This is a genomic window from Sulfitobacter sp. CB2047, assembly GCF_000735125.2.
Taxonomy (GTDB): Bacteria; Pseudomonadota; Alphaproteobacteria; order Rhodobacterales; family Rhodobacteraceae; genus Sulfitobacter; species Sulfitobacter pontiacus.
The window spans coordinates 2031748-2055132 of record NZ_CP072613.1 but is presented as its reverse complement, the minus strand read 5'-3'; the positions used below and the strand labels follow the sequence as shown (position 1 = coordinate 2055132).

Below are 23385 nucleotides of genomic sequence, written 5' to 3'. Positions count from 1 at the left end.
GGATCACGCGCGGGTGCTGCGCGTGATCCCGCTTTCGCTGCGCCCTTCGGCATAGCGGGTCAGACGTTGCGCCAGCAGCCCGACAGAGAGATGCAGCAGCACCGTCAAACAGGCGAGCATGATCAACGCGGCGAACATCAGGTCGATCTTGGCGCGACCATTGGCCAGCAGCATCAGATAGCCCAGCCCCTTTGACGCGCCGACCCATTCGCCAATCACTGCGCCGATCGGCGCATAGACCGCCGCCAGCCGCAGCCCCGTCGCAAGGCTTGGCAGCGCGTGGGGGATTTGCACGTAGCGCATGAACCGCAACGGTCGCGCGCCCATCGATTGCGCCAGATCGCGGTAGCCATCAGGCACGCGGTTCAGCCCGTCGTGAAAGGCAGATGTCACCGGGAAATAGATGATCAACACCGCCATCACGATCTTGGACCCCATGCCATAGCCGAACCACAGCGTTAGCAACGGGGCCAGCGCAAAAACCGGCACGGCTTGGGTAAAGACCAGCAGCGGCAGCAGCAAACGCTCTGCCGTTTTGGACAGCGCCAGATGGATCGCGGTAACAGCCCCCAAGGCGGTGCCGATCAGCAGCCCCAGCAGCACCTCGACAGTGGTGACCCATGCGTTCTCGATCAGCGTCTCACGGGCGCGATATGCCGCCTGCGCCACGCGCCACGGCGAGGGCAGGATATAGTGCGGCGCGTCGGTCAGCAGCACCGCGGCCTGCCAAAGGCCAAGCCCCAGCAGGATCGCAAGTGGTATGTCGTATCGTCTCATGCAGGCACCCCCCGCAGATGGGACAGCAGCGCGCTTTGGCAGGCCCAAACCTCGGGCGCGGTGACGAAACGCGGCGCGGGAAGCGCGGGGACAGGCCAGCTTTGTACGCCCGTGGCAGAGAGGATCAGGATGTGGTCGGCCAGCCGCGCCGCCTCTGCCGGATCATGGGTGACCAGCAGCACGGTCCGCCCGTGCAACAGCTCTGCCGCGAGCTCTTGCATCGCGGCGCGGGTGCCCGCATCCAGCGCCGAGAATGGCTCGTCCAGAAAGACCACCGTGCGATCCTCCAGCAAGGTCCGCGCCAGCGCTGCCCGCTGCCGCATGCCGCCCGACAAGGCGGCGGGTTTCTTATGGGCATGATCCTGCAGGCCGACCCGTTCAAGCATGGCGGAGGCACGGTCCCTGTCAGGCGTGGTCCCACGCAGCCGGTCGCCGATCATGATGTTTTCGATCACCGTAAGCCACGGTAACAGCAAGTCGGATTGCGCCATATAGCTGATCCGCCCCGCCAGTGGTTGCCCGTCAGAGGCGGTGATCGTGCCGTCAAACGCGCCGCCCGTCTCAAGCCCCAGCAGCAGCCGCAACACCGTGGATTTGCCCACCCCCGACGGGCCGAGCAAGCAGGTCCACGCCCCCGCGGCGAGGGTCATATCCACGTCAAACAGGGGGCGCGCGTCAATCCGGTGTTGTCCCGTCAGACGCAGCGCGGGCGGTGGGGTCATGGCAGGTCCAGCCCCATCTGCCAAAAGCCGACCTCTAGCCGTGTGGCCGTGGAAAAGCGGTTTTGCAGTGCCGCGCGACGGGGGGCGGTTTCAAAATCTCCGATCCGCCGCGCAACCGCCGCGTCGACCATCGCGCCCACCGTCTGGCACAGCGCCTGATAGTCGGGGTCGGCGTAGGTCTCGATCCACTCGGCATAGGGCGTGTCGGCGCTGCAGGTCTGGGCCAGGCGCTGCCCGATCTCCCCATATCCCATGACGCATGGCAAGAGCGCCGTCATCAGATCAAGGAAATCCCCCTGCATCCCGGCATCCAGCACATAGCGCGTATAGGCGAGGTTGGCGGGGGCTTCCGTCGCGGTGAAAAGCGCCGCTTCGTCGATACCCGCCGCAGCACAGGTGCGGATATGCAGCGCCATCTCGTGATTGACCAGCGCATCTACCGTGGCGGCGCAGGTCTTCATCTCTTCCATCGTTTCCGATTTGACCACCGCCATGGACCAAGCGCGAGAGAAATGCACAAGGAAAACATAGTCTTGGATCAAATAGTTCACAAAGCAACGGCGCGGCAGGCTGCCATCGCGCAGCCCTTCGACAAAGGCATGGTGGGTATAGTCTTGCCACTCCTCCGCCGCAGCAGCGCGCCAAATCGCGAAGCTGCGGCCATAGTCCGGCGCGGTCATCGGGCGGTCACATCGATGGCGATGGTCGACACGGGCGAGATGTCGGGGATCAGACCCGCGTCATGCAAGAACGTCTCGAATGTGGCGTAGCGTCCAGCATCCATCGCCGTGGGGCGCAGGGCGAAACGGGGCAGCGTGTCTTTCCACGCGCGGGCGTTCAGCTCGTCCTGCAGATCGGCAGAGGTGGCGGCGAACACCTCCCAGCTTTCCTCGGGGTGGTTGACGATATATTGCGTCGCTTTCTCGGTCGCGGCCAGAAACCGCGCGATCATGTCCTTGTCCATCGTGTCGCGGTTGGCGACGTAGATCAGCTCGTCATAGGGTGGCAGACCCTCTTCCTCGACGTAGAAACAGGTGCCATCGACGCCTTCGATATCCATCTGGTTCAGCTCGAAATTGCGGAAGGCTCCGATGACCGCATCCACCTGACCGGACATCAACGACGGTGACAGCGACCAGTTGACGTTTACCAGCTCCACATCATCCAGCGACAGCCCGTGATGGGTCAGGATCGCGCCAAGCACGGCCTCTTCGACACCGCCTACCGAGAATCCGACCTTTTTGCCCGCCAGATCCGCAGGAGAGGCGATGGGACCATCGGTCAGCGCCAGCAGGCAGTTCAGCGGCGTGGCCACCAGCGTGCCGACCCGTTGCAGGGGCAGACCTTCGTGGATTTGCAGGTGCAACTGCGGCTGATAGGAAATCGCAAGATCCGCCTTGCCTGCGGCGACCAGCTTGGGCGGGTCAGAAGGATCGGCGGGGGCGATGACCTCTACGCTCAGGTCCTGTTCGGCGAAGTATCCTTTTTCCTGCGCCACGATGATCGGCCCGTGGTCGGGGTTCACGAACCAGTCCAGCAGCAAGACCATCTCGTCCTGCGCCAGCGCCGGGCCAGAGGTCAGCGCCAGCGCGGCCAGAATGTTACGAAGTTTCATCGGTTTGTCCTTTCAACGGGGAAGGCTCGCCCATGGCGAGCAGGGTAATGGGGCCGTGCCAGTAGCTGGCCAGATGGGTCGCCGCCTGCCACGCGCGCAGTCCCGAACGGCAGGCGATCACCGCACGGGGTTGATGTGTCGGGCGGGGAGCGTTGCGGAGGAAATCGGGCAGGGTGATGCGCTGCGCTGTGGGTGTCGCGGATGTGGGGGCCTCATCCGGGCCGCGCAGATCGACGACCCAATCGCTTGCGCGGATCTGCGAAGGCGCGACGAATCCGAAACCGTGGTCAGGCTCCGGCGCGGTATCAAAGCGGAAGCCGCCAGAACGATAGGAGGCAAGATCAAAGCTGATCAATTGCCCCAGAGGGGACGGCGACAGTCCAAGGAGGCAGGCCAGCGCCATCTGTGCTTGTGTGGCACCGATCGTGGCGACAACCGGCCCCATCACCCCCGCCGTGTCGCAGCTCGCCGCGCGGTCCGGCAGATCGGGGAAGACCGCCCGCAGCGACGGCGCGCCGCCGCAGAACCCGCCGACATAGCCGCCAAACCCAAGGGCCGAGGCGCTGATCAAGGGCAGATCCGCGTTCAGGCAATGATCCGATAGCACATAGCTTGCTGCGAAGCTGTCGGCGCAATCCAGCACGAGCGTCGCATCATGGCACAGCTTTGCCACGGTTTCCGGCCCAAGGGTCACGGGGTGGGCCACCACGGTGCACGCGCTGTTGCGCGCGGTTAGGGCGCGGGCGGCGGCGGTGACCTTGGGCGTGCCGATATCGGCCTCGGTAAAGAGCGTCTGGCGGTGCAGGTTTGACAGGGCCACGTCATCACCGTCCACCAGCGTGATATGCCCCACACCGGCCCCTGCCAGCAGGGGCAGTACCGGTGCCGCCAGCCCGCCCGCGCCGACCACCACCACACGCGCCGCCGCCAGCGCCTCTTGGCCCGATGGGCCGACCTGCGGCAGGATCATCTGGCGGGCATAGCGGGTCATCGGGTTGCCCCCAGCCATGCGGTGATGCGATCCTCGGGCGAGGGGTTCAGGGTGATGTCGGTCACCGCCGCGACGCAATCGGCACCGGCATCAAAAGCACCCGCCGCGCGGTCGACGGACATGCCACCGATGGCCACAAGCGGGGTCTGGCCCACCCGTTCACGCCAGTCGCGCAGACGGTCCAGCCCCTGCGCGTGCCACTTCATCTGCTTCAGGATCGTCGGGTAGATCGGGCCGAGGGCGATATAATCGGGGCGCAGGTCCAGGGCGCGGGTCAGTTCGGCCTTGTCGTGGGTGCTGATGCCCAGACGTGCGCCCGCATTGCGGATGGCGGTGAGGTCGGCGCTGTCCAGATCCTCTTGTCCCAGATGGATAAAATCACACCCTTCGTCGAGCGCGATACGCCAGTGATCGTTGATGACGAGGGTACAGTCGTGCTTGGCGCAGATCGCCTTGGCCTGCCGGATGTCGCGCCGCAGGGCAGGGGCGGGCGTGTCCTTGATCCGCAGTTGCACCAGTTTGATGCCAAGGGGCACCAGCCGCTCCAGCCAGGCGGCGCTGTCGAAGATCGGGTAGAAACGGTCAAGGGTCATTCCAGAAACGCCTTTCCGATCAGGGGGGTAGAGGGCGCGGCCATATCGCGGGGCGGCATCGGGTCCGCCTCGGCGGCAAGCTGTCCGGCGCGGATCGCGGTGGCAAAGGCCTCGGCCATGGCGGCGGGGTCACCGGCTTTGGCGACAGCGGTGTTCAGCAGCACCGCGTCAAACCCCAGCTCCATCGCCTGTGCGGCGTGCGAGGGCAGGCCGATGCCCGCGTCGATCACCAGCGGCACGTCGGGAAAATGCGCCCGCATGGCGCGCAGCCCGAAAAGGTTGTTCAGCCCCATCCCCGACCCGATGGGCGCGCCCCAGGGCATCAGCACCTCGCAGCCCGCCCGCAGCAATCTATCCGCGACCACAAGGTCTTCGGTGGTGTAGGGAAAGACCTGAAACCCATCCTCGCTCAGGATGCGGGCGGCCTCGACCAGACCGAAGACATCGGGCTGCAACGTGTCCTCCTCGCCGATGACCTCGAGCTTGATCCAGCGTGTGCCGAACACCTCGCGGGCCATATGGGCGGTGGTGACGGCCTCTTTGACGCTGTGACATCCGGCGGTGTTGGGCAGCACATGGACGTCAAGCGCGCGGATCAGTTCCCAAAAGTCCTGACCGGCGCGATCCCGTCCGCTTTCCCGCCGCAGCGATACGGTCGCCACCGCTGCCCCGCTGCGCGCAAAGGCGTCTGATAGTACCTTGGGCGAGGGGTATTGCGCGGTGCCAAGCATCAGACCATTGGCAAGGGTTTCTCCGTAAAAGGGGCGCATCTTAGCCTCCCTGCATGGGGGCGAGCACTTCGATGCTGTCGCCGGAGGACAGGGGGTGGCTGGCCCGCAGGCTGGCGGGGATAAAGCTGCCATTGACGGCGGTAGCGACTTTCGCGCCGCCAAATCCTTCGGCCTCTAGCAGGGCGGCAAGCGTGGGCGCGTCGCTGTCGAGCGGGGCACCGTTAAGCTGTAGTTTCATGGAAAATCTCCGGTGTTTTGGCTTCAAGGATCAGGTCCGCCACCATGGTCGCCAGCGCAGGGGCGAGCAGGAAACCGTGGCGATACAGACCGTTGGCGCGGATCAGATTGCCCTGCCGTTCGATGCGCGGCAGGTTGTCGGGGAAGGCGGGGCGGCTGTCGACGCCGATCTCTAGGATCTCGGCCTCGCCAAAGGCGGGGGACAGTGCGTAGGCCGCGCTCAGCAGTTCAAGCACGGACCGCACGCTGGCATGGGCACTGGCGCGGCCTTCGACCATTGTGGCCCCGAGCATGTAAATCCCGTCACCGCGCGGCACGAGGTAGATCGGCACACGTGGGTGCAGCACGCGGATGGGGCGGGTGATCGCGATATCGGGGCAGGACAGCAGCGCCATTTCCCCCTTCACGCCGCGCAAATCAGGCAGATCGGCGCGTGCGTGATAGCCGCGGCAATCAATGACGGTGCCGTCTTGCGCCAGCGCTTCGGGATCGGCCTCGCCCTGTTCGAAACTGGCCCCATCGGCCACCAGCCCGCGCCACAGCTCTGCCAGCGCAATGCGGGGCGACAGGTGGGCCTCGGTCTGGAAATATAGCCCTTTGGCAAAGCGGTCGCCCAAGTCGGGTTCAAGCGCCGCGATCTCTGCGCCGGTCAGGGTTTGGTGGCTTGTCGTGCGGCGGGCAAAGCGGGTCAGATCGCTGCTGTCCCGCGCCGGAGAGATTACAAGCGACCCGCGTCGGCGCAGCGATGTGGTGTGCTGCCCCCACCAATCCGCCGCCCTTTGCCCCAGCCGGATCACGGGTTCCTCGGCGCTTTCGCCTTCGCAAAACGGAGCGAGCATACCGCCAGCCCACCAAGAACACCCTTGCGGGCCGGGCTGGCGGGCGCGGTCGATCAGATGCACGCGCATCCCGCGATCCAGCAAGACACGCGCGGTACACAGCCCCGCGACGCCCGCGCCGATGATGGTGACCTGCGTCATGACCAGACCGCGTGGAAGTGATGCACCGGCCCGTGGCCCGTGCCGATATCGAGTTGATCCGCCGCGATGATGGCGCGGTGCAGATAGTCATGGGCGGCCTGTACCGCCGCGCCAAGGGGTTTGCCGTGGGCCAGCCCGGCGGCGATGGCCGCGGCGTAGGTGCATCCCGTCCCGTGGGTATTGCGCGTGTCGATGCGCGGCGCGCTGAGCCATGTGACACGCTCTGCGGTGACCAGCGCGTCGCTACAGATATTGCCCGCGCTATGGCCGCCCTTCATCAGCACTGCCTTCGGCCCCATCTTGAGCAGGGCACGGGCTTGCGTGACCATTTGGTCGGCGCTGTCAGCCTCGGGCTGGTTCAACAGGCGGGCGGCTTCGGGCAGGTTGGGGGTCAGCAGATCGGCGCGCGGCAGGATATCCGCGACCAACGCTGCGACGGCGTCTTCTTGCAACAGCGCATCGCCGGATTTTGCGATCATCACCGGATCGACCACGACGGCCCCCCGAAACGCGCAGAGCGCAGCGGCCACCGCCTGAATAATCTGCGGAGAAAACAACATGCCCAGTTTGATCGATTGCACCGAAAGATCGGACAGCACCGCATCGATCTGGGCCGCGACGATGGGCGCGGGGATCTCGTGCACGGCGCTGACGCTGCGCGTGTTCTGCGCGGTCACGGCGGTGATCACGCTGGCGGCATAGACATTATTGGCCGACATCGCCTTGATATCGGCCTGAATGCCGGCACCACCGCCGCTGTCGGATCCGGCGATGGTCAGGGAAATGGGGGTCGTCTTGGTCACATGCTCGCCTTTCGGTGGTGGGCAAGCAGACGCAAGAATGAGCTTTGTGGCGTGGACCCAGGGCCGTTGCACAAAGATACCCGTTCCCTACGCCGGTATTGCCCGGATCAGGTTCGACGGGTCGGTGCACGCACCTCTCAGCCCCCTAGGGCACCCCGACGGATAGATGTTGGAACTGCGGCCCCTGTGGGGGCGTGCAGCGTCGTTACCTTAGGCGTAGCCAAGTTCGGCAAACGGTGCAAGCCGCAAAATATTCAACCAAAGGTGGCGATATTTTGGGCAAATCGGGCGCGGTTTGGACAGCCCTCCTGACGCTTGTCAGCCGAAACAACGCCTCGTAACCCAAAGCAACGTAACGTCACATTTCCCATATTCTGCGGCGTTAACCCTTTGGCATCAGCAAACTAGGGGTGATCGCGCAAAGACCCCACGCGGCTGCGGTATCAAGTTCTGTTCTGCGGTATTGGCATCGAAATATCTTGCCCCTAGGCTGATTGACAGATTGAGTCGGATACCCTCGGGAGGAGGGGGCCGACACTCGGGAGGATGCGTTTTCTGGCCCGTTTTGCGGGTCGTACCGGACGCGTCGCGACAAGCATTGGGAGGTTTTGCGTGACATCTGCAAAGATCACATCTGCGTCCTGCGCATGGGCATCCGCAGCTTTTGCGGTGCCTGTGATCCTGCGATCCCGAACAATCCAAAGATGTACAACAGGGAGAGAGACCACATGAAGAATATGACACGTTTTGCCAAGGCCGCCGTCGGGTCCTTTGCGGTATCCATGGCGCTTTCGGGCGTCGCGATGGCGCAGGAGTATGAGTGGCCGCGCATGCTCGTGATTGCCACGCCGGGCACGTCGACAGGCAGCTTTGCCTCGACCAACGGTTGGGGGCCTGCGTTGCAAAAGGAAACCGGCACCACCGTGCGGATCGTTCCCGAAGACAGCGAGCCCATGCGCTACAAACGTCTGACCGACCGCGAAGATATCGCGATCGCGTCGGTTTCCGCGTCGGAAATGGCGCTGCAAGCGGAAGGGGTCGGCGGCTACGCCTCGGCGAAACCCATGCCGCAGCGGATCTTGTGGCACCATAACGACACGCCTTGGGGCTTTGTTGTGGCTGGCGATTCCGAGCTGCAAAGCCTTGAAGATATTGGGAAAGGCGGCGTGCGCGTTACCTCGGGCGTGTTCTCGCCCGCGATTGTCTCTGCGATCACCCAGGCCCTGCCTGCCTTTATCGGCATGACGCCCGAAGAAGCACAGGAAAAGATCGAATTCGTCCCGGCCTCCAGCTATGGTGAAAACTGTCGTTCGGTTGTCGAGGGGAAGTCCGATGTGGCCTATTGCTCGCCGATCTCTTCCGTCCTGTCCGAAATGGAAGGCGCACCGGGCAGCATCCGCTGGCTGCCGATGGATCCCGCCAACAAAGAAGGCTGGGACGGCTACCTCAGCTACCGCCCCATGACGATCCCCTCGACCATCTCTATGGGGGTGAGCACCGCCAAGGGTGTCGAGTCCATGACGTCGAACTTCGTCTATGCCGTGCCGGTCACCGCGGAAGAGGATTTCGTCTATAACATGGCGAAGTGGATGAATGAATCCCACGACAACTACAAAGGATCGCACGCGCTGGCGACCCGCATGTCGCTGGAGCATTTCCGCAACTTCCTGGATGCCAACCCGATTCCGGTTCACGAAGGCACGGTGAAATACCTGCGTGAAATCGGGGCGTGGACCGAAGAAGACGATGCCTGGAACAACGAGGCCATCGAGAAGATGGACGCGTGGATCGCGGCACGCAACGCCGGCATGAAAGAGGCGATGGAGCAGGGCGTAGAGATGAATTTCGAGAACCAGGAGTATCTCGACATTCTGGCCAAGCACACCGACGGGCTGGAGCCGTTCCGCTCGCGTCTGTAACGCCGCGCCGGACCGTCATCGACGGCATAAGACAGGGCGGAGCACAGCGTGCTCCGTCCTCCTAAGACACTGCCACAGCGCCCTTATTTTCAGGATCATCCATGTCAGCAACACAACACCCTCCGGCGGCTGAAACGGCTGTCGAACCCTCGTCCGAGACGACGCGACTGGGGGGATTATTCTCGTTCACCAGCATCGCTTTTGTGCTGCTGTGTACCTTTGGCCTCGGGATGGGGCTCGCCTATGTATTCGGCGTTCCCATCGGCGGGCGGCGCCTGATCGAGGGGCAGTACTACTGGGTCTTCATCGGCACCTTCCTTGCGGCGGCGTTCATCGCGCTGCCAGCGGTGAAATCGCACACTCATCTACCGATCTATGACATCGTGGCGGCCGCCGTGGGCTTTGGCATCTGCATGTGGTTCTCCATGTATGCATGGGAGATCGTGCAGGCGGGCTGGACCAATTTTTACGCGGGCGTCGTGCTTTGGCTGCTGATGCTTGAAGTCGCGCGCCGGTCGGGCGGCATCCCCTTCTTGCTCGTGGTGCTGGTGCTGGGGCTTTACCCGCTGGTGGCCGATTACTTCCCGGGTTTGCTGATGGGCATCCCCTATACGTTTGAACGCATGATCGAGGCGCATGTCTTCCGCACCGAAGGGTTGATGGGCATCACCACCAAGATCGTGGCCGAGATCGTGCTGGGCTTTCTGGTCTTTGCGGGTGTGCTGATCGCTACGGGGGCGGGGCAGTTCTTTATCGATCTGGCCAATGCGGGCTTTGGCAAGTACCGCGGCGGTCCAGCGAAAGTATCGATCGTGGCCAGCGCCTTTTTCGGGTCGCTGTCGGGGTCGATTTTTTCGAACATCGCGGGCACCGGGTCGATTACCATTCCGACCATGAAAAAGGTCGGCTACCCGCCCCATTACGCTGGCGCGATCGAGGCCTGTGCCTCGACCGGCGGGGTGGTGATGCCGCCGGTGATGGGGGCGATTGCCTTTGTCATGGCGATCACCATCGGTGTGGATTACGCGACCGTGATGGTGGCCGCGATCCTGCCGTCGGCGTTGTTCTACTTTGGCCTGATCCTGCAAGTCGACGCCTATGCCGCGCGCAAGGGGCTGGTGGGGATGAAACCCGATAACCTGCCCTCGGCCCGCGAGGTGATGAAGCGCGGCTGGCCTTTCTTGCTGGTCATGATCTTTCTGGTCTGGGGCCTGCTGTATATGCGGTGGGAGTATTACGCCCCGTGGTACGCCAGTGCGCTGATGATCGCGCTGAGCTTCCTGCAACGCGAGACCATGATGACACCTGCGCGCATCTTTGAAACGCTGCGCCAAGTGGGCACGCTGGTCACACAGACCGCAGCGATCATCCTGCCGATCGCCTTTGTGGTCAGCGCCTTGACCATCACCGGTGTGACAGGGTCGATGACCTCGGGGCTGGTCGCTTTGGGCGGGGATAACGTCTATCTCGTGATCGCGCTTGGGGTTTTGGCCTGCTTTATCATGGGCATGGCGGGGCTTGCGATTGTGGCCTACATCTTCCTTGCGGTGACGCTGGCACCCGCGATCATCGAAATCGGCGGGTTGAACACGGTCGCGGTGCACTTTTTCATCGTCTACTACGCGATGCTGTCGGTGATCACGCCTCCGGTGGGGGCTGCGGCGTTTCTGGCGGCGACGATTGCGGGGGCCAAGCCGATGCTGACCTCCTTCACCGCGATGCGGCTGGGGGTGGTGATCTACTTTGTGCCGCTCTTCTTCCTGTTCCAGCCTGCGCTGGTGCTGCAGGGCGATCTGACGCCGCTGATCTATGTGCTGCCGTCGATCATCATCGGCATCACGCTGCTGTCCGGCGGGCTTGAGGGCTATCTGCTGGGCGTCGGTATGGTGCGGCCCTGGTTGCGTCTGCCACTGGGGATCGCGGGCTTTGCCTTCAGCTTTCCGGGGCTGACGACGACGCTGATCGCGGGGGTCGCCTCGGCGGTGCTTGTCGCGGTGATCTGGCGGGACAACCGCAACGGCGTGGTTGCGGTCCCTTAAGATTGGGCGCGCGGGGACAGCCCCGCGCGCCGCAGTTCATGACGTTTGCGAGGGGCGCAGCTGTGCCGTCCCCAAGGCGCTCAGCGCCAGCATCAGCGCCGCGGTGCCAAGACACAGCGCCAGCCCCCCCAGTTGATAGGTGAAGCCTGACAAAAGCGTGCCTACCAACCGACCGGCCGCGTTGGACATATAGTAGAACCCCACATCCATCGTGACCCGCTTTGCATCCGTGAAGCTGAGGATCAGATAGGAATGAAGCGCCGAATTCACCGCGAAAATTGCCCCGAATACCAGCAAACCGAGAACAATCGTGACCGTCAGCGCGGGGGATGGCGCAGGCGTGATCCAGACCAGCGCGGCCAGCAGGGCGGGCACGACGACCAGCGCAAGGTTCCAGTGGCGGGCCTGCGCGAGCGTGTCGCCTTCCGCCCGGCCTGTGGCCCGCAGTATCTTGGGGGCCCAGCCTTGCACGGCCCCATAAAGGATCGTCCACACCGCCATAAAGCTGCCGATCATAAAGAAAGCCTCCCGCTTGCTTTCGACGCTGCCATCGGAGAGCACGGCATAGAAATAGACCGGAATGCCCACGACAAACCACACATCACGCGCCCCGAAGAGGAACAGCCGCGCGGCGCTGAGCCAGTTGATATTGCGGTTCTTGGACAGGACTTCGGTGAACTTGGCGTCCTTGCGCCCCACGGGCAGGCCCGCGGGCATACCGATGATGACGCCGATCAGGATCACAAACAGGATCGCCGCCATCACCAGCGTCGACGGCACAAACCCCAGCAGCGCCAGCATCCCCGCACCCAGCAGAAAGCCAGCGCCCTTGACCGCGTTCTTCGATCCGGTGAGCAGTGCGACCCAGCGGAACAAGCCGCCCCCTGTGGTGGGGGCCAGCAGCTTGACCGCGGATTTAGAGCTCATCTTGGCAAGATCCTTGGCCACGCCCGACAGCCCCTGCACCAGCATGACAAAGACGACCGAGGCGGCGACGCTCCATGCCGGATCAAGCTGTGTCAGTGCCAGCAGCGCGACCACTTGCAACGACAGCCCCGCATAAAGCGTCGAGGTCAACCCGAAGCGCGCTGCGATCCAGCCCGCCGACAGGTTGGTGACCACGCCCGCGATCTCGTAGAGCACAAACAGATAGGCCAGTTGTACCGGAGAGAACCCGAGCGTGTGAAAATGCAGCAGCACCAGCATCCGCAGCGCGCCATCGGTCAGCATAAAGGCCCAATAGGCGGCGGTGACAGTGATATAGGCGGTAAAACCGGCAGGGCGTGTCACAGCTTGCCGCCCACCATCAGCGCCACGTCCACCAGACGGTGCGCATAGCCCATTTCATTGTCATACCATGCATAGATTTTGACCTGCGTACCATTCACCACCATCGTCGACGGCGCATCCACGATCCCGCTGCGGGTGTCATTGGTGTAATCCGACGACACAAGCGGGCGTTCCTCAAAGCCCAGAATGCCCTTTAGCGGCCCCTCGGCGGCGGTTTTGAACAGGGCGTTGACCTCTTCCACACTCGTCTCACGCTCCACCTCGAACACGCAATCGGTGATCGACGCATTCAGCAGGGGCACCCGCACGGCGTGGCCGTTCAGCTTGCCGGTCAGCTCCGGATAGATCAGCGTGATCGCCGTGGCCGACCCTGTGGTGGTGGGGATCAGGTTGGTCAGCGCCGATCGGGCGCGGCGCATGTCCTTGGCGGGGCGGTCCACGATGGTTTGCGTGTTGGTCACGTCATGGATCGTGGTGATCGACCCGTGTTTGATCCCGATCCCTTCCAGCAGCACTTTGACGACGGGGGCGAGGCAGTTGGTGGTGCAGCTCGCCGCGGTGACGATGCTGTGCGTGGCTGGATCATAGGTGTCGTCGTTCACGCCATAGACGATATTCGCCGTCGGCCCGTCCTTGACGGGGGCAGAGACAACAACCTTTTTCACGCCCGCCTCGAAATAGGGGGCAAGCTTGGCTTCGGTCTTGAACGCACCGGTGCAGTCGATCACCACATCCACACCGTCCAGCGGGAGGTCTGTGATCGATTTGGTGCTGGTCACGGGGATACGCGTGCCATCGATGGTGATCGCGTTATCCTCTGCGCTGAAGGTCGCAGGCCAGCGCCCATGGACGGAATCAAACTCCAGCAGATGGGCGTGCATCTCGGGGTCGCCAACGGCGTCGTTGATAAAGGCGATCTTGGCCCCTTGTTCCAACAAGGGCCGCAGGGCGAGTTTTCCGATGCGGCCAAGGCCGTTCAACGCATAGGTTGTCATGGTGGTTTATCCTGTGGTCACTGGGTCGGCCCCGATGGCATCGACCCGTTTTTGCAAGGCAGCGCGGTCCAGCGCTTCGAAAGGCAGGGCGGTAAAGGCCAGAAGCCGGTTGTGCAGCGCGCCATATGTCTGTTGGAAGGCCAGCCGGCGTTCCGCTTCTGTCCCTTCGGCTTTGACGGGATCGGGCATGCCCCAATGCCCCGACACGGGCTGGCCGGGCCAGGTGGGACATTCCTCGTTTGCGGCATGGTCACAGACGGTAAAGACGAAATCCATCTGCGGCGCATCGGCGGTCTGGAATTCAGAGATATGTTTGGACCGCAGCGCGTCGATGCTGTGGCCCTTGGCTTGCAGCATCTCGACCGCAAGGGGGTTAAGCTCGGACCGGGGCAGGGTGCCCGCAGAATAGGCGGTGAACCGGTCGCCCGCCATGTCACGCAGGATCGTCTCTGCAAAGATGGAACGGGCGGAGTTGCCGGTACATACGAAAAGCATGTTGAATTTTGTCTGGGTCATCATCTGCGTCCTGTTAATGAGGTCAGAGAACGGGGGCGGGCAGAGATCAGCGCGCCCCCGACAACAATCCACGAACAACCCCGATACGACCTCGCCCGCCGCATCAAGGTTGATGGTATACAAGAGCCGCGTCCCGTCGCGCCGCTGCGAGATCAGCCCGACTTGCGTCAGCGCCGACAGATATACCGACGCCGTGCTGGATTTCAGCGCCAACACCTGCGCGATTTCCCCCGCAGGCAAGGCATCGGGATAGCGCCGCATCAGCAGGCGAAACACGGCCAGCCGCTGCGGGTGGCTCAGGGTGGCGAGTCGATCTGTGAGTAGTGATTCCATATTTCATGAATATGTGAAATATAGATTAGGCGTCAACACCTCTCTTCGATCCCGCCAAAGGTTTTTTTGCCACGCGGGTGCGTGTTGGGTGACGTGGCGTTTCAGGGGCAGGGTGTCTTGCGCGCCCTTGGCTTTGCGGGCATCGATTGGGAAACAGCGCGCCCGCGCGCGGTGACAGACGTATAAAGGACCCGACATGACAGATGTGACCCTGGCCGAGGTATTGGCCACAGCAGAGCAGGACGGCACCGCGCCGCGCTATCAGGTGCCAGAGAACTGGGCGCAGGGGCGTACGGCCTTTGGCGGATTTACCGGTGCCTTGCTGGTCAATGCGGCCCGTCGCGACCGCCCCGATCTGCCCGCGCTGCGGTCTGCGCTGATTAACTTTACCGCACCCGTGTCGCAGCCGCCCACGATCCATGCCGAAGTGCTTCGCGAAGGGCGCAACATCACCACCATCGCCACCCGCGCTGAAATCGACGGCAAGGTCGCGGCAACGGGCACGTTTTCTTTCGGGCATGCGCAGGAAAGCCAGTTGAGTGTAGGCCATACCGCGCCCGCCGCCCCCCAAGGGCCGGACGACACGCCCTCTTACTTCCCGCCCGCGCTGAAACGCCCGCCGGTGCGGTTCTTTGTCAACTTCGAGGTCAAACTGATCGAGGGCAGCCTGCCGTTCTCCGGTGCGGATCGCGGCTATGTCCGGATCTGGGCGCGGCACCGTGATCCGGCGATGTGGGGCACGCTTGAGGGGCTGATCGCGATTGGCGACGTGCTGCCCCCCGCCGCTTTCCCGATGATGACGCGGCCGGGGCCGAATTCGTCGATGAACTGGATCATCAACCTGCTGTCCGATCACGCCAATACCCGCGACGGCTGGTATATGATGGAGACGCAGCTGACCGCCGGCAACGGCGGCTATAGCTCTCAGGTCATGCGGGTCTGGAATACCGATGGGGATATGGTCGCAGACGGCATGCAGTCGGTGATCATCTTCGCCTGACGCCACGCTGTCGCCCGATAGGATAAGCCCGGCCCGAGGATATCAGGCCGGGCTTTTGCACGTGTAAGGGGCGGATCTACTGCGCTGCGATCGTGGCCGATCTGGACGCGGGCTTGGCCGGTGCCACATGCATGCCGAGCCGTTGCAAAAGGTCGTTGTCCTTCCACGTGGCGGGGTTTTCGGTAGTCAGCAACTGGTTGCCCACAAAGATCGAATTCGCACCCGCCAGAAAGCACAGTGATTGCAGCTCGTCGCTCATCCCCGTGCGGCCTGCGGAGAGACGCACGACCGAAGCGGGCATCAGGATACGCGCCAAGGCCACCAGCCGGACCAGCGCAAAAGGGTCGACCTTTTCGGATTTTCCCTGCACCGGCACGCCTTTCACCGCGTTCCACAGGTTCACCGGCACGCTGTCTGGGTGGCTGGGCAGCGTGGCGAGGGTGACCAGCATGCTGATCCGGTCCGCCTCTGCCTCGCCCATGCCAAGGATGCCGCCGCAGCAGACCTTGATCCCGCCCTTGCGCACATGTTCCACCGTTTCAAGGCGGTCTTCCATCGTGCGGGTCGAGGCGATCTCGGCGTAATACTCGGGCGAGGTATCGATGTTGTGGTTGTAGAAATCGAGCCCGGCATCCTTGAGCTTGGTCACCTGCTCGGGCGACAGCATCCCCAGCGTCATGCAGGTCTCGAGCCCCAGATCGGCCACGCCGCGCACCATGTCGGTCAGCTTGTCCATGTCGCGGTCCTTGGGGCTGCGCCATGCAGCCCCCATGCAGAACCGCTGCGCGCCCGCATCCTTGGCGCGTTTGGCAGCGGCGATGACCTCCTCCGCGCCCATTAGTTTGGTCGCTTTGACGCCGGTGTCGTAATGCGCCGATTGCGAACAATAGCCGCAATCCTCGGGGCAGCCGCCGGTCTTGATGCTCAGCAAGCTGGCGGTTTCGATCGCCGTGGGGTCGAAATGCGCACGGTGTAGCGTTTGCGCCTGATGGATCAGGTCGGGGAAGGGCAGCGCGTGGATCGCTGCCGCTTCGTCAAGGGTCCAGTCCGTGCGGATCATTGATCACGCCCTTTCAGCCGCGTCAGGCCCGACAGCAGTGTCGCCACCAGCAGCACCTTGACCACATCGCCCAGCAGGAAGGGAGTCAGCCCTGCGGCCAGCAGCTTGGGCGCGGGCACGAACAGCGCCAGCCACGCCAGACCACCGGCATAGACCACGGTCAGACCCGCCAGCATCGCCAGCACGCGCCCGATCCAGCCGCGCCCCATTGCCAGCCAGCCGGTCAGGCCCGCCGCCACAAGGTAACCCAGCAGATAGCCGCCCGTCGGCCCGACCATATAGCTGAGCCCGATGCCGCGTTCAGGCGTGCCGGAGAACACCGGAAGCCCCGCTGCACCGGCCCCAAGATAGGCCGCCATGGCCGCCAGCCCTAGACGCGGGCCAAGGGTGAGGGCGACAAGAAAGACCGATAGCGTGTGCAGCGTCATGGGCACTGGCCAGAACGGGATCTGGACCTTGGCCCCCAGCGTGATCAGCGCGGCACCGGCCAGCGCGAGGCCAAGGCCCTGCGCGAAGGACGGGTTACGGGGTAGGGATGTAATCGCAAGTGCCATCTGGTTTCCTCCGAGTGATAGCTTTCAAGGTCTATCCCAGTAGGACGAAGGACGCGCCTGCTGACAATTCAGATTATAGATAATTATCTGAAAAACTCGGAAGTGCCTGAGCCGATTTGATTTTTTAGGGTGCGACTGCGCTTGCCGATCCACCCCACATGGCGCGAGAGCGTGGTGCAGGCCAGATCCACCTGACCTTTGCGCAGCGCGTCAAGGATCAGACGGTGGTCGTGATCGGTGCGGGCTTCCCAATTTGTCCGCCACGCCCGCAGAATGAACCGCGCGCTTGCCGCTTGCAGGTCGTCAATCGACCGCATCAGCCGCGGCATCTGGCAGGGTTCTAAAATTAATCTGTGAAAACAGCGGTTTGCCTCTTCCCATTCATGTACATTCTGGGCGCTGTCTCCTTGCAGGTTGGCCTTTTGCGCCTTGGCAAGGATATCGGGCGTCAGGTTGGGTGCGGCGTGCCGCAGGGCGAGCGCTTCGAGGCTGGCGCGCATTTCGGCGACCTCCCGCAGCTCTGCCATATCGAAAAAAGTGACGCGAAATCCGCGTCTTGGCAGGCTTTCTGCAAGTGATTGTGTCTCTAGCAGACGGAAGGCTTCGCGCACGGGCACATGGCTTGCGCCGAATTCCTGCGCGATGTGGTCTTGCCGCAACCGCGCGCCCGGAGCCAACTGCCCCGAGATGATGCGGTCGGCCAATATGCGCGCGATCCGGGCGGAGTGGGTCTCTGATCTAGGTTGGGTCATGGATTATAGATAGTTTTGACCGTCCCCCTTGTCGAGCGGGTAAACTCAGACCGTCCGCAGCAGCAATCCCCCCGCCAACAGGGCTACACCAAGCCCGGCGGCAAGCTCGATCAGGGCGGCGATCTGGGCTGCACGGGGGGTACTGGCCCATCCGGCGAGCACGCCGCCGCGCAACGCGCCGGCCCCCAGCCCCACGGCGATCGTGATGGTCGCCGTGCCAAAGGCCATCGCAAAAGCACCGGCAATCCCGACGCCCGCGATCCCCATCTGAAGCGTGATGATCAACACGAACAACGCCCCCGTGCAGGGCCGCACCGCGATAGATCCGATCAGCAGCAGCGTCTCGCGCAGGGTGGTTGCCTGTCGAACCTGTTCAGCGGTGGGGCCATGCGCATGGCCACAGGTGGCGCAGATACCGTCATGGTCGTGCTGGTGGTGATGGTGGTGATGATCTTGCGGCGTGGGAAGCGTCGCGCGGAAATGGCGCAGGCCCCGCCAGAACAGCCACAGCCCGACACAGACAATCGCGCCATAGCTGACGGGGGCCATAATCGCCTCTGTCAGCGAGATCATACGCTCGCGCCCCAAATGCAACAGGCTCACGCCGGTATAGACCAGAGCCACCGCCGTCACGGCCTGACCCAGCGACGACAGCAGCGCGATCACCGACAGTCGCAGCATCGGCACAGCCTTGGCCGCGCCATAGCCGCCGATCAACACCTTGCCGTGACCGGGGCCTGCGGCATGCACGACACCATAGGCGAAACAGGCGGAAAGCAGGGCGGTTACCGCCTCTGGCTGGCCCGCACGCACGGCGCGAAGCGAGAGGGCGATGCTGTTTTGAAACGCGCGTTGATGCGCCGCAGCCCATTGCGCCAGCCGGTCAAAGCCGCCAGTCCACCACAGCGCGGCAAGGGCGATGACCACGCCCAAGGCGATCACGGTCAGGGCGCGGCGCATGTCACATTCACCGTCGGGGCCATTTGCGCGCCGATATCCGGCAGACCCGCGTCGGAAGGATCGGTCTGGGCATCAAGCTGGGCGAGCTGTTGTTGCAGCGCCTCCATCGTGGCGGTGACATCGGGCATGGCGACGCGGGCGCGACAGGTCGGCGCGCGCGTGGTGTCTATTGCGGTCGTGATATCGTAGGCGGTGTAATAGGTCGCATCATAGGGTTTGATCGTGATCGCTGTCCCGGCGGGGACAGCGGTTTCCAGCGCGCGGGTGTGCATCGTGGTGATCTGTCCGTTGTCAAACTGCGTTGCAATCTCGGTCGGGCCGGACAGCGCGATATTGCTCGCCTCGGCGCGGATGACCAGATCGCCGTTGAACCCGTCGACCCACTGCATGTCAAAGCCGTTCAGCGTCGCAAGCTCCGTTTCCGTGAGCGACCCGTCGCCGTCGGCATCAAGGCCCATATCCTCGGTCACCAGCAAGGAATAGAGCGCGTCATACTCCCAGGTCACCCGTACATGGGTCAGTTGCCCTTGATCGTCGGCCACAAGCGAGAGCTGCGTGTCGATGAACACATGGGGGTGCGCGGCCAGCGGCGCGGCCCAGAGGGTGAGGACAAAAGGGGCGAGCTGTCGGATCATAGGGCTGTGATACAAGTCTTGGACAGGGGGCGCAATTGCGCGGGCGGCGGATAGGCGCGCTTCCACTCGGCGCGGTTTACCCACCCATGCGACGGCTCAGGTAGCGTTCAAGCTGGGCCATCGCATCATAGATAAGCACCGCAAAAAGTCCCACGATCAACCCGCCTTGCAGCACATAGGCGGTGTTGTTGGTCAGCAGCCCGGCGATGATGACTTCGCCCAGGGTGCGCGCGGCAACGGTGGAGCCGATGGTGGCGGTGCCAAGGGCGATGACGACGGACAGGCGGATGCCGGTCAGGATCACGGGCACGGCGAGGGGAAGCTCCACCCGCCACAGGCGTTGCCAGCGGTTCAGCCCCATGCCGCGTGCGGCCTCCATCGTGGCGGGGGGCAGGGTTGATAGGGCGGTGATCGCATTCTCGAAGATCGGGAGCAGCCCATAGAGAAACAGCGCCACCAGCGTCGGCCCCGCCCCGAACCCCAAGGCAGGCACGGCAAGCGCCAGCACCGCGACGGGGGGGAAGGTCTGACCGATGTTGGTGATCGTGCGCGACAGCGGCAGGAAGGACGCGCCCACAGGACGGGTGACAAAGATCGCCAGCGTCACCGCCACCAGCGTCGCGGCGACAGATGCAAGGGCCACCAGCCCGAGATGGCTGAGCGAGAGCGAGAGCAAAGAGCTGCGTGCGTAAATGACCGGTCCGCCCGCCGGGGCCAGCGGCGCAAAGAGCGGCGCGAACCAATCGGGCCGTAGCACCAGAGCGAGCAGCAGCGCCAGCAAACCGGCGCGTAGCAGATTGCCCGCTGTCATGCGTGCACCTCGGCGCGGGCGCGGATCGCGTCCAGCGTCACGCGGCCGATGATCTTGCCCTTATCGGTGATCGGCACGGCGCTGCGTCCTGTCCACAGGCAGGCCGACAGCGCGTCGCGCAGATTTGCCTCGCGGGGCAGGGGCGCGCCGTTGGCGGGACCGTCCTCCATCACCTCAGCCAGCGGGGTGAGGGAAAGCAGCCGCAGCGGGCGTTCGACATCGCCCACCATATCGGCGACAAAATCGGTCGCGGGGTGGGTGATGATCTCTGCCGGGGTGGCATGTTGCACCAGCTTGCCGCCATCCATTACCGCCACGCGGTCGCCCAGACGAATGGCTTCCTCCATATCATGGGTCACGAGGATGATGGTGGAGCCGAGCGCCTGCTGGATGCGGCGCAGATCCTCTTGCGCGCGGGTGCGGATGATCGGGTCGAGCGCGCCAAAGGGTTCATCCATCAGGATCAGATCAGGGCGCGAGGCCAGAGCCCGTGCCACGCCGACACGTTGTTGTTGCCCGCCCGACAGTTCAGAGGGGTAGCGGTGGCGGAATTCTTGTGGTGCCATCGAGAAGAGATCAAGCAGTTCGTCCACGCGGGCGTCGATCTTGTCACGGGTCCAGCCCAGCAGTTGCGGCACCGCGCCGATATTGCGCGCGACCGTGTGATGCGGGAACAGCCCGTGCCCCTGAATGGCATATCCGATCCGCCGCCGCAGGATATGCGGTTTGACGTCGAGTGTTGATTGTCCGTTGATCCGCACCTCTCCCGAGGTGGGCTCTTCCAGCCGGTTGATCAGCCGCAAAAGCGTTGTCTTGCCCGAACCGGATGTGCCCACAATTACGGTGATCGTGCCGGTATCAATGGTCATCGACACGCCGTCGACGGCGCGGGCGCTGTCGTAGATTTTGGTGATATTGTCGATCTCTATCATGGTGTCTCCTTGGGGAGGCGGCGGGTCAGGTCGACCAGAATATCCATCACGATGGCCGCCGTCAGGGCCAGCGCGACCGTGGGCAGCGCGCCCAGCAGGATCAGGTCTGTCGCGGTCTGGTTCAGCCCTTGGAACACGAATGTGCCAAAGCCGCCGCCGCCGATCAGCCCCGCGATGACCGCCAGCCCGATGTTTTGGACCAGCACGATGCGCAGCCCGGTCAGGATCACGGGCAGGCCAATGGGCAGTTCCACGCGCCACAGGCGTTGGGCCGCTGTCATGCCGATCCCGCGCGCGGCGTTCAGGGCTTGCGGCGGCGTGGCGGCCAGACCGGCCACGGTGTTTCCCACGACGGGCAGCAGCGAATAGAGCACCAGTGCGACAAAGGCCGGTGCAAATCCGATGCCCGCGATGCCAATGCTGCGCGCACCGGGCACGGTGGCACCGACCCAGCCCAGCAGGGGGATCATCAGCCCGAACATGGCGAGCGAGGGGATGGTTTGCAGAAAGCTCAGCACCGGCAGGATCGCGCTGCGTAGCGCGGGCTTGCGGTGGCTCAGAACGCCGATGGGAAAGCCGATCAGCCCCGCCATGCCAAGCGACCCGAAGGCCAGCCACAGGTGACGCGTTGCCTCGGACGCGAAGGCGTCACGGCGCGCGGCAAATTCCTGCATCACCGACAGCGGTGCCAGCGCGCCAGAGCCGAGCACGACGCACAGGGCACCCAGCACCGCTGTCAGCAATAGTGCGCGCTGAAAGGGCCCCGGTTTCATCGCGGTGATTGCATCGGCCATGAGCAGGGCAAAGATCACCAGCAAGCACCAGAACCCCGCCGCCGGAGAGACCCTTGCGTAATCGCCCGCGCCCTCCAGCAGCGCTGGTGCGCCCTGGACGATCAGCCACAGCAATCCCGCCAGCCCCACAAGCGGCCCCGCCAGACGCAGCCCCACGTGTCTTGCAGGTAGGCCCAACGCCAGCCCCGCCGCGATCGCTGCCAATCCGGGGATCGTCTGCGATACGGGGACCACCGCCCAGATCGGCACCGCGTCCCCCGCCACGATGCGGTTTGCGGCCAGCGTCATAAAGGGGGCCAGCATCGCTGCGGTCCCCAGAACGGCAAATAGAACCCCCGGCGCGGATAGCCGCGCCCGAGGGGTTTGCAAGGACATCGTGCCCCGGATCAGTCCAGCACCCCGGCTTGGGTGAGGTAATCACGCGCCACGGCCTCTGCCGGTTCACCGCCCACCTGAATCCGCCCGTTGAGCTTTTGCAGCGTCGCCATATCCAACCCCTCGAAAATGGGGTTCAGCACCTCGGGGATCGACGGGTATTCGGCCAGTACCTCGGCGCGGACGATGGGGGCGGGCTCGTAGACGGGCTGCACGCCTTTGTCATCCTCCATCACCACCAGACCTGTGGCCCCGACACCGCCGTCGGTGCCATAGACCATCGCGGCGTTCACACCCGATGTGCCGCGTGCGGCGGCCTGGATCGTGGCCGCTGTATCACCGCCGGACAGGATCACGGTCTGGTCCGCGTTCAGTTCAAACCCGTAGGTGTCCTGCATCGCGGGCAGCACCGCGGGGGAGGACACAAACTCGGTCGAGGCCGCGAGCTTGACCGTGCCACCCTGCGCGACCCATGCGCCGAAATCGGACATGGTGGTCAGGTTGTTGTCTTGCGCCACGGGGCCGGTCACCGCGATGGCCCATGTGTTATTGGCAGGGGCCGAGGTCAGCCATGTGACATCGTTTTGCGCGGAGTCGAGCTCGGCCGCGCGGGCGTGTGCGGCTTCGGCGTCTTTCCACACGTCGCTGTCTGCTTCGTTAAAGAAGAAGGCCGCGTTGCCGGTGTATTCGGGGTAAATGTCGATCTGGCCGGACAGCAGCGCCTCGCGGACAACCTGCGTGCCGCCCAGTTGCAGGCGGCGTTCGACAGGCAAGCCCGCGTCCTCGAGCGCAAGGGCGATGACATTGCCCAACAGCCCGCCTTCTGTGTCGATCTTGGACGATACGGTGATGTCGGCGGCTGCGGCCGAGGCGAGTGCTACGGTAAGGGTCGCGGCGGATACGGTGATACGAAGGGAATTTTTCATGAGATGCAGGCTCCTTGGCGTAAAAAGTGACTGGTTTGTACAACT

At 63.9% G+C, this 23385-nt stretch carries 25 protein-coding genes and 1 riboswitch; of the genes, 3 read left to right on the top strand and 22 right to left on the bottom strand.

The features are described 5' to 3' along the window. Positions 1–3: 3 nt before the first annotated feature. Genes IV89_RS10175 through thiD form a run of 10 tightly spaced genes read right to left on the bottom strand, consistent with a single transcriptional unit; the run spans position 4 to position 7449 of the window. The gene (locus tag IV89_RS10175; protein WP_037944066.1) at positions 4–777 is read right to left on the bottom strand and encodes an ABC transporter permease; all 774 of its coding nucleotides are present in this window, start codon (positions 775–777) and stop codon (positions 4–6) included. Then, positions 774–1499, bottom strand: coding sequence for an ABC transporter ATP-binding protein (locus IV89_RS10170; RefSeq protein ID WP_037944067.1), 726 nt, complete (start codon positions 1497–1499; stop codon positions 774–776). Before IV89_RS10170 ends, IV89_RS10175 begins: the two co-directional genes overlap by 4 nt. Further along, positions 1496–2179: a thiaminase II gene (tenA, locus tag IV89_RS10165; protein WP_037944069.1), complete on the bottom strand. Its 684-nt coding sequence runs from the start codon at positions 2177–2179 to the stop codon at positions 1496–1498. Before tenA ends, IV89_RS10170 begins: the two co-directional genes overlap by 4 nt. Continuing rightward, entirely contained in the window at positions 2176–3114 is a 939-nt protein-coding gene (locus IV89_RS10160; RefSeq protein ID WP_005853063.1) for an ABC transporter substrate-binding protein, read from the bottom strand. Before IV89_RS10160 ends, tenA begins: the two co-directional genes overlap by 4 nt. Further along, positions 3101–4105, bottom strand: a complete 1005-nt coding sequence (locus IV89_RS10155) for a ThiF family adenylyltransferase (protein ID WP_235183776.1) — start codon at positions 4103–4105, stop codon at positions 3101–3103. The genes IV89_RS10160 and IV89_RS10155 overlap by 14 nt, the downstream gene beginning before the upstream one ends. After that, on the bottom strand, positions 4102–4698 hold the full coding sequence (locus tag IV89_RS10150) for a thiamine phosphate synthase (RefSeq protein WP_037944071.1): 597 nt from the start codon (positions 4696–4698) through the stop codon (positions 4102–4104). The genes IV89_RS10155 and IV89_RS10150 overlap by 4 nt, the downstream gene beginning before the upstream one ends. Continuing rightward, on the bottom strand, positions 4695–5468 hold the full coding sequence (locus IV89_RS10145) for a thiazole synthase (protein ID WP_037944072.1): 774 nt from the start codon (positions 5466–5468) through the stop codon (positions 4695–4697). Before IV89_RS10145 ends, IV89_RS10150 begins: the two co-directional genes overlap by 4 nt. Before the next feature lies 1 nt (position 5469). After that, positions 5470–5667, bottom strand: a complete 198-nt coding sequence (gene thiS / locus IV89_RS10140) for a sulfur carrier protein ThiS (protein ID WP_005853074.1) — start codon at positions 5665–5667, stop codon at positions 5470–5472. Beyond that, positions 5651–6646: an FAD-dependent oxidoreductase gene (locus IV89_RS10135; RefSeq protein WP_037944073.1), complete on the bottom strand. Its 996-nt coding sequence runs from the start codon at positions 6644–6646 to the stop codon at positions 5651–5653. Before IV89_RS10135 ends, thiS begins: the two co-directional genes overlap by 17 nt. Next, the gene (gene thiD, locus IV89_RS10130) at positions 6643–7449 is read right to left on the bottom strand and encodes a bifunctional hydroxymethylpyrimidine kinase/phosphomethylpyrimidine kinase (RefSeq protein WP_037944074.1); all 807 of its coding nucleotides are present in this window, start codon (positions 7447–7449) and stop codon (positions 6643–6645) included. Before thiD ends, IV89_RS10135 begins: the two co-directional genes overlap by 4 nt. 67 nt (positions 7450–7516) lie before the next feature. Further along, positions 7517–7617, bottom strand: a riboswitch (TPP riboswitch). A 560-nt stretch (positions 7618–8177) separates the two neighbouring features. Here thiD and IV89_RS10125 point away from each other — a divergent pair. Both IV89_RS10125 and IV89_RS10120 read left to right on the top strand, forming a co-directional pair. After that, a complete protein-coding gene (locus IV89_RS10125) occupies positions 8178–9368 on the top strand; it encodes a TAXI family TRAP transporter solute-binding subunit (protein WP_037944075.1) in 1191 nt (396 codons plus the stop codon). Between the two features lie 101 nt (positions 9369–9469). Then, positions 9470–11407: a TRAP transporter fused permease subunit gene (locus IV89_RS10120; RefSeq protein WP_037944076.1), complete on the top strand. Its 1938-nt coding sequence runs from the start codon at positions 9470–9472 to the stop codon at positions 11405–11407. Between the two features lie 36 nt (positions 11408–11443). Here IV89_RS10120 and arsJ read toward each other — a convergent pair whose 3' ends face one another. From arsJ to IV89_RS10105, 3 genes are read right to left on the bottom strand one after another with little or no spacing between them, the layout of a single operon-like run. After that, positions 11444–12697 (bottom strand): organoarsenical effux MFS transporter ArsJ, encoded by a 1254-nt coding sequence (gene arsJ, locus IV89_RS10115; RefSeq protein ID WP_037944077.1) that lies wholly within the window; start codon positions 12695–12697, stop codon positions 11444–11446. Beyond that, a complete protein-coding gene (locus IV89_RS10110) occupies positions 12694–13692 on the bottom strand; it encodes an ArsJ-associated glyceraldehyde-3-phosphate dehydrogenase (protein WP_037944078.1) in 999 nt (332 codons plus the stop codon). Before IV89_RS10110 ends, arsJ begins: the two co-directional genes overlap by 4 nt. 6 nt (positions 13693–13698) lie before the next feature. Then, positions 13699–14541 carry a helix-turn-helix domain-containing protein gene (locus IV89_RS10105; protein ID WP_037944079.1) on the bottom strand — a complete coding sequence of 281 codons (843 nt, stop codon included), beginning with the start codon at positions 14539–14541 and terminating at the stop codon, positions 13699–13701. 196 nt (positions 14542–14737) lie between these two features. Between IV89_RS10105 and IV89_RS10100 the strand changes: the two genes are divergently transcribed. Continuing rightward, entirely contained in the window at positions 14738–15541 is an 804-nt protein-coding gene (locus IV89_RS10100) for a thioesterase family protein (protein ID WP_037944080.1), read from the top strand. A gap of 76 nt (positions 15542–15617) precedes the next feature. Here IV89_RS10100 and bioB read toward each other — a convergent pair whose 3' ends face one another. From bioB to IV89_RS10055, 9 genes are all read right to left on the bottom strand, one after another. Further along, complete coding sequence (bioB, locus tag IV89_RS10095) at positions 15618–16601, bottom strand: biotin synthase BioB (protein ID WP_037944082.1); 984 nt, start codon at positions 16599–16601, stop codon at positions 15618–15620. Beyond that, entirely contained in the window at positions 16598–17155 is a 558-nt protein-coding gene (locus IV89_RS10090; protein ID WP_037944083.1) for a biotin transporter BioY, read from the bottom strand. Before IV89_RS10090 ends, bioB begins: the two co-directional genes overlap by 4 nt. A gap of 83 nt (positions 17156–17238) precedes the next feature. Further along, positions 17239–17907 (bottom strand): GntR family transcriptional regulator, encoded by a 669-nt coding sequence (locus IV89_RS10085; RefSeq protein ID WP_081858785.1) that lies wholly within the window; start codon positions 17905–17907, stop codon positions 17239–17241. 45 nt (positions 17908–17952) lie between these two features. After that, the gene (locus tag IV89_RS10080; RefSeq protein WP_037944085.1) at positions 17953–18867 is read right to left on the bottom strand and encodes a membrane protein; all 915 of its coding nucleotides are present in this window, start codon (positions 18865–18867) and stop codon (positions 17953–17955) included. After that, positions 18852–19502 (bottom strand): DUF1007 family protein, encoded by a 651-nt coding sequence (locus IV89_RS10075; RefSeq protein ID WP_037944086.1) that lies wholly within the window; start codon positions 19500–19502, stop codon positions 18852–18854. The genes IV89_RS10080 and IV89_RS10075 overlap by 16 nt, the downstream gene beginning before the upstream one ends. A gap of 76 nt (positions 19503–19578) precedes the next feature. Continuing rightward, the gene (locus tag IV89_RS10070; RefSeq protein ID WP_037944088.1) at positions 19579–20313 is read right to left on the bottom strand and encodes an ABC transporter permease; all 735 of its coding nucleotides are present in this window, start codon (positions 20311–20313) and stop codon (positions 19579–19581) included. Beyond that, on the bottom strand, positions 20310–21245 hold the full coding sequence (locus IV89_RS10065; protein WP_037944089.1) for an ABC transporter ATP-binding protein: 936 nt from the start codon (positions 21243–21245) through the stop codon (positions 20310–20312). The genes IV89_RS10070 and IV89_RS10065 overlap by 4 nt, the downstream gene beginning before the upstream one ends. Next, positions 21242–22342, bottom strand: a complete 1101-nt coding sequence (locus tag IV89_RS10060) for an ABC transporter permease (protein WP_235183777.1) — start codon at positions 22340–22342, stop codon at positions 21242–21244. Before IV89_RS10060 ends, IV89_RS10065 begins: the two co-directional genes overlap by 4 nt. 83 nt (positions 22343–22425) lie before the next feature. Further along, the gene (locus IV89_RS10055) at positions 22426–23340 is read right to left on the bottom strand and encodes an ABC transporter substrate-binding protein (RefSeq protein WP_037944091.1); all 915 of its coding nucleotides are present in this window, start codon (positions 23338–23340) and stop codon (positions 22426–22428) included. Between the last annotated feature and the right edge of the window lie 45 nt (positions 23341–23385).

Bases quoted from the DNA above. Each gene is read 5' to 3' on its own strand.
- IV89_RS10175 (WP_037944066.1), bottom strand. From the start codon at position 777: ATGAGACGATACGACATACCACTTGCGATCCTGCTGGGGCTTGGCCTT.
- IV89_RS10170 (WP_037944067.1), bottom strand. From the start codon at position 1,499: ATGACCCCACCGCCCGCGCTGCGTCTGACGGGACAACACCGGATTGAC.
- tenA (WP_037944069.1), bottom strand. From the start codon at position 2,179: ATGACCGCGCCGGACTATGGCCGCAGCTTCGCGATTTGGCGCGCTGCT.
- IV89_RS10160 (WP_005853063.1), bottom strand. From the start codon at position 3,114: ATGAAACTTCGTAACATTCTGGCCGCGCTGGCGCTGACCTCTGGCCCG.
- IV89_RS10155 (WP_235183776.1), bottom strand. From the start codon at position 4,105: ATGACCCGCTATGCCCGCCAGATGATCCTGCCGCAGGTCGGCCCATCG.
- IV89_RS10150 (WP_037944071.1), bottom strand. From the start codon at position 4,698: ATGACCCTTGACCGTTTCTACCCGATCTTCGACAGCGCCGCCTGGCTG.
- IV89_RS10145 (WP_037944072.1), bottom strand. From the start codon at position 5,468: ATGCGCCCCTTTTACGGAGAAACCCTTGCCAATGGTCTGATGCTTGGC.
- thiS (WP_005853074.1), bottom strand. From the start codon at position 5,667: ATGAAACTACAGCTTAACGGTGCCCCGCTCGACAGCGACGCGCCCACG.
- IV89_RS10135 (WP_037944073.1), bottom strand. From the start codon at position 6,646: ATGACGCAGGTCACCATCATCGGCGCGGGCGTCGCGGGGCTGTGTACC.
- IV89_RS10125 (WP_037944075.1), top strand. From the start codon at position 8,178: ATGAAGAATATGACACGTTTTGCCAAGGCCGCCGTCGGGTCCTTTGCG.
- IV89_RS10120 (WP_037944076.1), top strand. From the start codon at position 9,470: ATGTCAGCAACACAACACCCTCCGGCGGCTGAAACGGCTGTCGAACCC.
- IV89_RS10110 (WP_037944078.1), bottom strand. From the start codon at position 13,692: ATGACAACCTATGCGTTGAACGGCCTTGGCCGCATCGGAAAACTCGCC.
- IV89_RS10105 (WP_037944079.1), bottom strand. From the start codon at position 14,541: ATGGAATCACTACTCACAGATCGACTCGCCACCCTGAGCCACCCGCAG.
- IV89_RS10100 (WP_037944080.1), top strand. From the start codon at position 14,738: ATGACAGATGTGACCCTGGCCGAGGTATTGGCCACAGCAGAGCAGGAC.
- bioB (WP_037944082.1), bottom strand. From the start codon at position 16,601: ATGATCCGCACGGACTGGACCCTTGACGAAGCGGCAGCGATCCACGCG.
- IV89_RS10090 (WP_037944083.1), bottom strand. From the start codon at position 17,155: ATGGCACTTGCGATTACATCCCTACCCCGTAACCCGTCCTTCGCGCAG.
- IV89_RS10085 (WP_081858785.1), bottom strand. From the start codon at position 17,907: ATGACCCAACCTAGATCAGAGACCCACTCCGCCCGGATCGCGCGCATA.
- IV89_RS10080 (WP_037944085.1), bottom strand. From the start codon at position 18,867: ATGCGCCGCGCCCTGACCGTGATCGCCTTGGGCGTGGTCATCGCCCTT.
- IV89_RS10075 (WP_037944086.1), bottom strand. From the start codon at position 19,502: ATGATCCGACAGCTCGCCCCTTTTGTCCTCACCCTCTGGGCCGCGCCG.
- IV89_RS10070 (WP_037944088.1), bottom strand. From the start codon at position 20,313: ATGACAGCGGGCAATCTGCTACGCGCCGGTTTGCTGGCGCTGCTGCTC.
- IV89_RS10065 (WP_037944089.1), bottom strand. From the start codon at position 21,245: ATGATAGAGATCGACAATATCACCAAAATCTACGACAGCGCCCGCGCC.
- IV89_RS10060 (WP_235183777.1), bottom strand. From the start codon at position 22,342: ATGCTGGCCCCCTTTATGACGCTGGCCGCAAACCGCATCGTGGCGGGG.
- IV89_RS10055 (WP_037944091.1), bottom strand. From the start codon at position 23,340: ATGAAAAATTCCCTTCGTATCACCGTATCCGCCGCGACCCTTACCGTA.